This is a genomic window from Intestinimonas sp., from assembly GCF_026169115.1.
In the GTDB taxonomy this organism is placed as follows: Bacteria; Bacillota; Clostridia; order Oscillospirales; family Oscillospiraceae; genus Intestinimonas.
In genome coordinates this window covers 50,290-59,906 of sequence record NZ_JAPFEA010000005.1, presented here as the reverse complement: position 1 = coordinate 59,906, position 9,617 = coordinate 50,290, and the positions used below count along the sequence as shown (strand labels likewise).

General features: G+C 66.5%; 11 protein-coding genes. All 11 read right to left on the bottom strand.

What is annotated here, in order from left to right; all coding sequences use genetic code 11:
* The coding region (gene rpsB / locus Q0Y09_RS00545; protein WP_297716422.1) for a 30S ribosomal protein S2 at nt 1-158 on the bottom strand (158 nt) is incomplete at its 3' end.
* A gap of 187 nt (nt 159-345) precedes the next feature.
* Nucleotides 346-636, bottom strand: coding sequence for a YlmC/YmxH family sporulation protein (locus Q0Y09_RS00540; protein ID WP_317380317.1), 291 nt, complete (start codon nt 634-636; stop codon nt 346-348).
* A gap of 54 nt (nt 637-690) precedes the next feature.
* A complete protein-coding gene (gene sigG / locus Q0Y09_RS00535; protein ID WP_297716417.1) occupies nt 691-1,461 on the bottom strand; it encodes an RNA polymerase sporulation sigma factor SigG in 771 nt (256 codons plus the stop codon).
* Between the two features lie 124 nt (nt 1,462-1,585).
* The gene (gene sigE / locus Q0Y09_RS00530; RefSeq protein ID WP_297716420.1) at nt 1,586-2,296 is read right to left on the bottom strand and encodes an RNA polymerase sporulation sigma factor SigE; all 711 of its coding nucleotides are present in this window, start codon (nt 2,294-2,296) and stop codon (nt 1,586-1,588) included.
* Between the two features lie 42 nt (nt 2,297-2,338).
* Complete coding sequence (locus Q0Y09_RS00525; RefSeq protein ID WP_297716416.1) at nt 2,339-3,184, bottom strand: sigma-E processing peptidase SpoIIGA; 846 nt, start codon at nt 3,182-3,184, stop codon at nt 2,339-2,341.
* A 137-nt stretch (nt 3,185-3,321) separates the two neighbouring features.
* Nucleotides 3,322-4,602 (bottom strand): glutamate-1-semialdehyde 2,1-aminomutase, encoded by a 1,281-nt coding sequence (hemL, locus tag Q0Y09_RS00520; protein WP_297716415.1) that lies wholly within the window; start codon nt 4,600-4,602, stop codon nt 3,322-3,324.
* Nucleotides 4,602-5,585: a porphobilinogen synthase gene (hemB, locus tag Q0Y09_RS00515; RefSeq protein ID WP_297716414.1), complete on the bottom strand. Its 984-nt coding sequence runs from the start codon at nt 5,583-5,585 to the stop codon at nt 4,602-4,604. The genes hemL and hemB overlap by 1 nt, the downstream gene beginning before the upstream one ends.
* Nucleotides 5,572-7,077, bottom strand: a complete 1,506-nt coding sequence (cobA, locus tag Q0Y09_RS00510; protein ID WP_297716413.1) for a uroporphyrinogen-III C-methyltransferase — start codon at nt 7,075-7,077, stop codon at nt 5,572-5,574. Before cobA ends, hemB begins: the two co-directional genes overlap by 14 nt.
* Nucleotides 7,062-7,952: a hydroxymethylbilane synthase gene (gene hemC / locus Q0Y09_RS00505; RefSeq protein WP_297716412.1), complete on the bottom strand. Its 891-nt coding sequence runs from the start codon at nt 7,950-7,952 to the stop codon at nt 7,062-7,064. Before hemC ends, cobA begins: the two co-directional genes overlap by 16 nt.
* Nucleotides 7,949-8,401 carry a bifunctional precorrin-2 dehydrogenase/sirohydrochlorin ferrochelatase gene (locus Q0Y09_RS00500; protein WP_297716411.1) on the bottom strand — a complete coding sequence of 151 codons (453 nt, stop codon included), beginning with the start codon at nt 8,399-8,401 and terminating at the stop codon, nt 7,949-7,951. The genes hemC and Q0Y09_RS00500 overlap by 4 nt, the downstream gene beginning before the upstream one ends.
* Nucleotides 8,364-9,617 carry a glutamyl-tRNA reductase gene (hemA, locus tag Q0Y09_RS00495; RefSeq protein ID WP_297716410.1) on the bottom strand — a complete coding sequence of 418 codons (1,254 nt, stop codon included), beginning with the start codon at nt 9,615-9,617 and terminating at the stop codon, nt 8,364-8,366. Before hemA ends, Q0Y09_RS00500 begins: the two co-directional genes overlap by 38 nt.

Genomic DNA, 9,617 nt, shown 5'->3' with positions numbered 1-9,617 from the left:
GCCTCCTCCAGCTTCTTCACGGTCTTCTGCAGGTCGATGATGTAGATGCCGTTCCGCTCGGTGTAGATGTAAGCGGCCATCTTGGGGTTCCAGCGGCGGGTCTGGTGACCGAAGTGAACGCCGGCCTCCAGGAGCTGCTTCATAGATACGACTGCCATAATTTGTTTCCTCCTTTAATTGTTATTACCTCCACCCCGTTCATCTGTGGCACGTCCACCCCCAAAGGGCACCGGACGCCGCATCCCGGACGGTGTGTGTAATACCGTGCTTTTTGCACAGCTATGGTATTTTATCATAGTCTTATCTGAAATGCAACCATTTTTTCCTGTTTTTTACCACCACGGCTCAATCATCCTCCGCTTCCTCCAGGGCAGCGGGTGGTCCGCCCTCCACCAGGATGATGTCCTCCCCGAACCGGCGCACCGACGCCCAGGGAAAGACCCGGTCCTTCTCCCGGCCCAGCAGACCGAACAGGCGCAGGCGGCCCGGCACCACCAGCGCCTTGACCTGCCCGGTCTCCAGATCCACCGCCACATCTCCCACATAGCCGAAGCGGCTGCCGCCGCTGATGTCGATGACCTCCTTGTCCCGCAGCTCCGAGACGGTGCTCTCCATCTCCAGCTCCCCCTTTCCCACAGTGTGCGCCCTTCCCTGTCACCCTATGCGGAAGGCGGGGGCGGTATGCCTCCCTCACAGGTCCCGGCGGATCTGCTTGAGGGCGCTTTTCTCCAGGCGGGAGACCTGGGCCTGGGAGATGCCCACCTCGGCGGAGACCTCCATCTGGGTCTTCCCCTGGAAGAAACGCAGGTCCAGGATATGCCGCTCCCGCTCTGAAAGGCGGGCGATGGCCTCCTTGAGGGCGATGTGCTCCAGCCAGCTCTCATCGGTGTTTTTGGCGTCCCGCACCTGGTCCATGACGCAGATGGTGTCCCCCTCGTGGTCGTACACCGGCTCATAGAGACTCACCGGGTCCACAATGGCGTCCAAAGCAGCCACCACCTCCTCCCGCTTCACCCCCATGGCGGCGGCGATCTCCTCCACGCTGGGCTCCCTCTGGTGCTCGGAGAGGAACTTTTCCTTCGCCTGGAGCACTTTGTAGGCCGTATCCCGCATGGACCGGGACACCCGCATGGCGCTGTTGTCCCGGAGGTAGCGGCGGATCTCCCCGATGATCATGGGCACGCCGTAGGTGGAGAAACGCACGTCCAGGTCCACATTGAAGTTGTCGATGGCCTTGATGAGGCCGATGCAGCCCACCTGAAAGAGGTCGTCGGCATTCTCTCCCCGGTTATGGAACCGCTGGATCACCGAGAGGACCAGCCGCAGATTGCCGGCGATGAGCTCCTCCCGGGCCGCCATGTCTCCGTCCTTGGTCCGCCGGAGCAGCTCCAGGGTCTCCTCATTTTTCAATACCTTCAGCTTGGCGGTGTTGACGCCGCAGATCTCTACCTTTCCCTGCAATCCGGCTGACCTCCCCGCACGTTACTGCTAACAGTATCTCCAGGCGGGAGGGGTACATACCCCTGCGGGGCGGCCTATATTTTTTATCGTTGGACGGATTTCGATGGACTTTTGCCTTTTGGTATCACAGCATCCGCAGGATCTCCTTTTTCAGCCGGGAGATGATCCGCTTCTCCAGCCGGGAGATGTAGGACTGGGAGATGCCCAACAGGTCGGCCACCTCCTTCTGGGTCCGCTCCGGTCGGCCATCCAGGCCGAAGCGGAGGGTAATGATCCGCCGCTCCCGTTCGGAGAGCTTCTCCAGCGCCAGAGAGAGGAGCTGCCGGTCCACGTCGTCCTCGATGGGCTTCATCACCAGGTCGTTGTCGGTGCCCAGGATGTCGGAGAGGAGCAGTTCGTTGCCGTCCCAGTCGGTGTTCAGGGGCTCGTCAAAGGAGACCTCCGTCTTCTGATTGGAGGTTTTCCGCAGGTACATGAGGATCTCATTTTCGATGCACCGGCTGGCATAGGTGGCCAGCCGGATGTTTTTGGCCGGCTTGTAGGTCCCCACCGCCTTGATGAGGCCGATGGTTCCGATGGAGATGAGGTCCTCGATGTTGATGCCTGTATTCTCAAACCTCCGGGCGATGTAGGCCACCAGCCGAAGGTTGTGCTCAATGAGGGTCGCCCGGGCCCCCTCCTCGCCCCGCTCCAGCCGGAGCAGGACGTCGGCCTCCTCCTCCCGGTCCAGAGGGGCCGGCAGGGTATCGCTCCCCCCGATATACATGATCTTTCCCGGCAGACACAGTCCCAGCCGGGCCAGGAGCCGCCACAGGAGCACCTGCCCCCGCACCATCGTTGTCATCATTTTATCCATCGTCCCTTTCCGCAGTTCTGCCTACCCTTCCATGGCGCCCACCAGGGCGCTGTACCCGCCTCCGTCTGAGAGCCGGGTGGGCGAAAGGGCGGCCAGCACCCCCCGGTACTCCCGCTCCCCCACCTTGACCCGGTCCAGCCGCACCGCCAGCAGCAGGCCGCACTCCACCCCCACCGCCTGGTAGGGCAGGAGCCGGAACCGGGTCCCGTCCTCCATTTGGGTCAGGGTACCCACCGGGTCCCTGAGCTCAGCCGCCCCCAGGGGACGGCTGAACAGAGGGGCCGCCCTCTCCCCCTCCACCACCAACACGCCGCGGCCAGTGACCGGATCGGTGAGGGTGTTGCCGGTGTCCAGCAGGGCGGTGAGCGTCACCTGCCGCCCCTCCAGAGTGAGCACCGCTTCCACCAGCTCCCGGATCCCGTGGGCCGCGCTGCGCCGGAAGACCAGGGAGGCCGCGGCATAACAGCCGGCGGCGGAGAGCAGGAGGACCCCCAGGTCCACATGGGGGGAGAGCACGCCGCGCTCCAGTCCCACTCCCCGGGCGCCCAGCAGACTGAGGGCCAGCACGCCGCCCCCCAGAGCGCAGGAGAGGGCCAGAAAAGACAAAAAGCCCCGCAGGAGCCCCCGGCTGCCGCCAAAGGCAACCAGCGCCATGGCTCCGGCGACGGAAAGGGCCACGGCGGGATGTTCGAGAAAGCCCAGTCCCGGCAGGAAGACGGCGCAGGCATAGGCCGCCCCCAGGACGGCCCCCAGGGCCAGTCTGGGGCGGCGGAGGGCCGCGCCGGACAGCCGGGCCGCCCCCAGCAGCAGCAGGTAGTCCACGATCAGATTGAGCAGGAACAGGGAATCTATGTAGACGACGGTCACAGCCAGCCCTCCTTCGTCGGTCCGGGGACCGCAGTCCTATTATAGGACCTGCCCGCCACAAAAAAGGTCAAACCAGGGCCTGGACAAAAGACGACCCGGGACCGCAAAGCGGTCCCGGGTCAGGAGCACGATTGAAGTTACAGCTCGGCCAGTGTCTGGTCCACGGCCTCCAGGGTCCGGGCCAGGTCCTGCCGGGTATGGGCGGCGGAGACGAACATGGCCTCGAACTGGGCAGGGGCCAGATAGATGCCCCGCTCCAGCATGCCCTTGAAGTACCGGGCATACCGGCCCACGTCGCTGCCCTTGGCGTCCACAAAGGTGGTGACGTCGCTGGGCGTGAAGAAGGGGGCCGCCAGGGAGCCGATCTGGTTGACGGCCACACCGGCATGGCGGCGCTCCGCAATCTCCCGCATGCCGTCGGCCAGCTCCCCGGCCATGGCACCGATGGCGTCATAGACCTCGGGGTGGGCCTTCAAATACCGCAGCTGGGCAAGCCCAGCGGCCATGGCCACCGGGTTGCCGGAGAGGGTGCCTGCCTGGTACACCGGCCCGCAGGGGGCCACCTGCTCCATGAGGGCCCGGCTGCCGCAGTAGGCGCCCACCGGCATACCGCCGCCGATGATCTTACCGAAGGTGACGAGGTCGGCCTTCACGCCGAAATATTCCTGGGCGCCGCCTAGGGCCAGGCGGAAGCCTGTGATGACCTCATCAAAAATAAGGAGGGCGCCCGACTGGTCGCACAGAGTCCGCAGTCCCTCCAGGAAGCCGGGGGCTGGGGCCACCACGCCCATGTTGGCGGCCACCGGCTCCACGATGATACAGGCCACCTGACCGGGGTACTCGTCCAGCAGGGCCTTCACCGTCTCCAGGCGGTTGAACTGGGCGGTGAGGGTGTGCTTGACGATGTCCTCGGGAACGCCGGCGGAGGAGGGGTGTCCCCCCGCCAGGGCGGAGGAGCCGGCATTCACCAGCAGGCAGTCGGAGTGGCCGTGGTAGCAGCCCTCGAATTTGATGATCTTGTCCCGGCCAGTGGCCCCCCGGGCCAGGCGGATGGCCGACATGACGGCCTCGGTGCCCGAGTTCACCATGCGGACCATCTCGATGTTGGGGACCAGTTCCACCATGAGCTCGGCCATCTCCACCTCCCGCTCAGTGGGCGCGCCGAAGGAAAGGCCGTCCCTGACCGCCTTCTCCACCGCCTCCCGGACCACCGGGTGGTCGTGGCCCAGGATCATGGGACCCCAGGAGCAGACGTAGTCAATATAGGACCTGCCGTCGGCGTCGTAGATGTAAGCGCCCTGGGCCTTGGTGATAAACCGGGGGCACAGGTCCACCGCCCGGAAGGCCCGGACCGGAGAGTTGACCCCGCCGGGGAGGACCTTTTGGGCCCGGTCAAAGAGTATTTCAGAGCGTTCCATCAGCCGATGTCCCCCTTCTTCATGGCCTGGGCCAGTTCCTTGGCATAATAGGTAATGAGCATATCGGCCCCCGCCCGGAAGACGGAGAGGGCGCTTTCGCACATGACCCGGTACTCATCGATGAGCCCTGCCGCCCCGGCGGCCTTTATCATGGCGTACTCCCCGGAGACGGAGTAGGCGCACATGGGCAGGTCGAAGGCGTCGGAGCACTCCCGGATCACATCCAGGTAGCTGAGGGCCGGCTTCACCATGAGGATGTCGGCCCCCTCCTCTACGTCCAGGGCGCACTCCTTCAGGGCTTCCCGGCGGTTGTGGGGGTCCATCTGGTAGCCCTTCCGGTCTCCGAAGGAGGGGGCGGAGCCGGCGGCGGCCCGGAAGGGGCCGTAGAAGGCGGAGGCGTACTTGGCCGAGTAGGACATGATGGGTACGTTCTGAAGGCCGTGCTCGTCCAGGGCGGCCCGGATGGCGGCGATGCGTCCGTCCATCATATCGGAGGGCGCCACCATATCGGCCCCCGCCTGGGCATGGGAGAGGGCGGTTCTGGCCAGGACCTCCAGGGTCTTGTCGTTGTCCACCTCATGGCCGCAGAGGATGCCGCAGTGGCCGTGGTCGGTGTACTCACACATACACACGTCGGTGATGACATAGAAGTCGGGGTACTTGGCCTTGATGGCCCGAATGGCCTCCTGGACCACGCCGTGCTCGTCCCAGGCAGAGGAGCCCACGGCGTCCTTGTGGGCGGGCAGGCCGAAGAGGATACACCGGCCCACCCCCGCCTGGATACATTCCTCCACCGCCTCGCACACGGCGTCCAGCCCGTAGTGGAACTGCCCTTCCAGGGCGTCGATGGGCCGCTTGCCCGTCAGGGTCTCATCCACGAAGATGGGGTAGATAAGGCTGTCCGGGGAGAGGCGGGTCTCCCGGCACAGCCGCCGGATGGAGTCGTTCTGCCGCAGTCTGCGGGGCCGGTTAATGAGTTCCATTTGTCTGACCTTCTTTGACGATGATGTTGACCAGAGCGTCCATGGTGGCCCGCTCCGCCACGACGGTGGGGATGCCGTGCTTTGCCGCCTCGGCGGCCGTCTGCTCCCCGATACACGCCCCGGTGATTTTGGAGAAGTCCATCTCCCCCACCGAGGAGACAAAGCCCTTCACCGTGGAGGCGCTGGTAAAGGTGACCAGGTCCACCTGCCCCGCCCGGACCAGGTCCCGGAGGGCGGCGGCGTGCTCGCTCTCATAGGCGGTGGTATAGCAGGGGATGTCGTCATAGGGAATGTTACTCCCTTCCAGGGCCTCCGTCAAGGCGGGAGAACCCCACTCCGCCCGGAGGAGGAGCACCCTTCCCTTGGCCAAGGCGGCCAGCCCCGCCCCCAGGTGGGCGGCGTCATAGACCTCCGGGATGTAGTCGGCCCGGAGCCCGTGTTCCCGGAGGGCCCGGTCTGTGCCGGCGCCGATGGCGGCCAGCCTGACCCCAGCCAGCACCCGGGCGTCCCAGTTTTTGGCCTGGACCATCCCCCAGAAAGCCTCCACACCGGCGGGGCTTGTAAAGGCCAGCCACTCATAGTCGGCCAGGCGTTCCACCGCCTGCTCCATGGCGGGACAGGGGGCGATGGGCTCTGTCCGGATACAGGGGTACTCAAAGACGTCGGCCCCCAGCTTCCGCAGGCGGTCTGTCAGGGTGCCCACCCGCTCCCTGGGCCGGGTGACCACGATGCGCTTTCCCTTTAGAGGAAGGGCGTCGAACCAGTCAAACTCTCCGGCCAGAGAACAGACCCGGCCCACGATGCTGATGGCCGGGCTCTCCACCTTCCCCTCCGCCGCCGTCTTGGCCAGGGTGGCCACAGTGGCGTCCAGCCGCCGCTGGGCGGGGGTGGTCCCCCGCTCCACGATGGCGGCGGGGGTGTCCGGGTCCATGCCCGCTTTCAGCAGTCCCTCGCAGATGTCGGGGAGACTGCTCACCCCCATGAGGAAGACCAGGGTCCCTTTCGTCCGGACCAGGGCCTCGAAGTCGATGTCCAGGTCCTTGCCCGCCCGGGCGTGGCCGGTGACGATATGGAGGGAGGAGGTAAAGTCCCGGTGGGTCACCGGGATGCCGCCATAGGCGGGCACGGCGATGGCCGAGGTGATGCCGGGCACCTCCTCAAAGGGGACGCCGTGCTCCCGCAGAAGCTCCAGCTCCTCGCCGCCCCTGCCGAAGAGGAAGGGGTCGCCCCCCTTGAGCCGGACCACGTTCTTGCCCTCCAGGGCCTTTTCCAGCAGGATGCGGTTGATCTGCTCCTGGGGGACGGGGTGGCGGCTGGCCTCCTTACCCACATTGATCTGCTCCGCCTCCTCCGGCATCAGCGCCAGGATGGCGGGGCTCACCAGGCGGTCGTAGACCACCACCTGAGCCGCCAGCAGGGCCTCCCGGCCCTTGACGGTGAGGAGTCCCGGGTCTCCGGGCCCCGCCCCCACCAGCGTTACCTTGCCGTACATGCCGTTCCCTCCCTGATCCGGTCAGCCAGCGCAATGCCCAGGGTCTCTCCCTGACTGCGCGGGCCGGTGATGGTGTCAAAAATGGGCTCCCCCGCCGACGTGATGTCCATACCCCGAAGGGTCAGGGTGTCCCCCTCCACCGTGGCGAAGGCCGCCACCGGCGAGGAACAGCCGCCGTCCAGCCGCCGGACGAAGGCCCGCTCCGCCATGGCACAGTCGGCGCCGTCCCGGTCCAGGAAGGCGGAGAGATAGGAGGTGTCCTCCCCCGCCCGCACCTGGACAGCCAGGATGCCCTGACCGGCAGCGGGGATCATCTCATCGGTGGAGAAATAGCGGGTGATCCGCCCCTCCAGGTCCAACCGCTTGAGCCCAGCGGCAGCCAGGACCAGGGCGGCATACTGGCCGCTGTCCAGCTTGGCCAGCCGGGTGAGCACGTTGCCTCGGACCGGAGCCACAGGCTGGCCCGGAAAGAGCGTTTTCAGCTGGAGGGCCCGGCGGGCGCTGGCGCAGCCGATGGGCTTTTGAGGGTCCAGCTCGGTGACCCCCTCGGGCAGCACCAGCACGTCCCGGGGGTCGGCCCGGCGGGAAAAGCCCGCCAGGGGGAGCCGGGGGTCCAGGTCCATGGGCAGGTCCTTGCAGCTGTGGACGGTGAAGTCCACCCGTCCGTCCAGCAGGGCGGCGTCCAGCTCCTTGACAAAGAGCCCCTTGCCCCCCACCTTGTCCAGGGTGCGGTCCAGGATCTTGTCCCCGGTGGTCTTCATGGTGACCAGTTCTATCTCACGCTGGGGGTCCTGGGCCCGGATGGCCGCCATGACCAGTTCGGTCTGGATGACGGCCAGCCAACTCTCCCGGCTCCCTGCTCTCAGCTTCTTCAATCCAATCCCTCCAATGCCTGACGCACCGCCCTGGCGGCCTCCGCCGCCCGGTGGTGATCGGCGCCATTCCGCGAGACAAGCCCCGCGGTCACGCCGCCGCCCTCGCAGACGGCGGGAAAAAAGAAGGTACACTCCTCCCGGCGGTCGGCCACGGTGACTGGGATGCCCAATGCACGGGCCTCCTCCCCCACCTGCCGGTTCACCAACCGGTCATTCGTTGCAGCCACCGCCAGAAAGGCCCCCTTCAGATCGCCAGGGGCATAGGGCCGGGCCTGCCAGTCCACACTGGGGACATCCCCGGTCCAGGCTGGGGCGACGATGGTGACCGCCGCCCCGAAGCGGGCGAGCACCGCCGCCCGGCGCGCGGCGATGGCCCCGCCTCCCACGATGACGCAGCGCCGGCCCGTGAGATCAACAAATAGCGGGAAACGGGATGCGTTTTCGGTCATGACTGCCCTCCCTCTCCCGGCTCTTGACGGCGGTGTGGACCCTGATCTTGCCCACACACCGCTCCAGATCCTCCGGGCTGATGTGTTCCTTGAGCCCGCCAGTGAGCAGGTCCACCGCCCGGCCCACCGCCAGCTCGATGAGCTCCTCCGCATCCAGGTCCTCCCCCACCTCCGGGTAGGTGAGGACCCGCTCGGTGATGGCCGCTTTCAGCTCCTCAATGGCGGGCAGACATTTGCGGTAGTTGTTCCACTCGTAGAACCGGCCCATATAATCGTCCAGGATGTCCAGGGCCTCGGCGGGGATCTCCCCCTGGTGCCGCTCGGCCCCCAGGGTATCCACGTTGTAAAGCCTGACCTCCGGCAGCTCCCCCACGGCGGCGTCCACATCCCGGGGCATGGCCAGGTCCACCACATAGGACGGACGACGGCCCAGGCGGCTCACCTGCTCCGCCGTCACAGTGTAGTGTGGGCTGGTGGTGGCGGAGAGGACAATATCCACCCCTTCCATGGCGGAGAGGCGGTCATCATAGGACACCACGCCGCAGCCGGCGGGGACCACGGTCTCCCCATGGCGGTAGGTCCGCAGGGTGACGGTGACGGCGCAGCCGGCCTCCCGGAGGAGGGTGGCCGACAACCGCCCCATCTCCCCGTTGCCGATGACCAGCACCCGCTTCCCCGCCAGGGAACCCATCTGGCTCGTCAGCACCTCCACCGCCCTGGCGGCGGCAGAGGTGGCCACGCCGGTAAGACGGACCTTGGTCTTGACCTCCTTCCCGGCGGCCACGGCATTGCGGAAGAGGGTCTCCAGCACCGGGTCGGCAGCGCCCTCCTCCCGTGCGATGGCAATGGCCCCCTTGACCTGGGAGAGGATCTGGTCCTCTCCCCAAATCTGGGACTGGAGCCCGCCGGAGACCTCCATGAGGTGGCGGGCGGCATCGCTGCCCCGGCGGGTGACAAAGGCCCGGGCGAAGGGGGCATAGCTCAGGCCCACGGCGGCGCAGAGCACCTCCCCGGGCTGGAGCTCCGCCCCCTTCTCACAGGAGAGGTAGAGCTCGGTCCGGTTGCAGGTGGAGAGGAGGACGCAGCCCAGCACCCCCTCCGTCTCCGCCCGGATGCGCTCCACCAGCGCCCCCACCTGGGCCTTGGTGAAGGAGAGCTGCTCCCGGAGCTCGATGGGGGCCAGACTGTGGTCCAGCCCTGACATCATGATGACCAT

Coding starts and splice junctions, on each gene's coding strand:
- hemA (WP_297716410.1), bottom strand. CDS start 9,617: ATGGTCATCATGATGTCAGGGCTGGACCACAGTCTGGCCCCCATCGAG.
- cobA (WP_297716413.1), bottom strand. CDS start 7,077: ATGTACGGCAAGGTAACGCTGGTGGGGGCGGGGCCCGGAGACCCGGGA.
- sigE (WP_297716420.1), bottom strand. CDS start 2,296: ATGGTGCGGGGGCAGGTGCTCCTGTGGCGGCTCCTGGCCCGGCTGGGA.
- hemB (WP_297716414.1), bottom strand. CDS start 5,585: ATGGAACTCATTAACCGGCCCCGCAGACTGCGGCAGAACGACTCCATC.
- hemL (WP_297716415.1), bottom strand. CDS start 4,602: ATGGAACGCTCTGAAATACTCTTTGACCGGGCCCAAAAGGTCCTCCCC.
- Q0Y09_RS00500 (WP_297716411.1), bottom strand. CDS start 8,401: ATGACCGAAAACGCATCCCGTTTCCCGCTATTTGTTGATCTCACGGGC.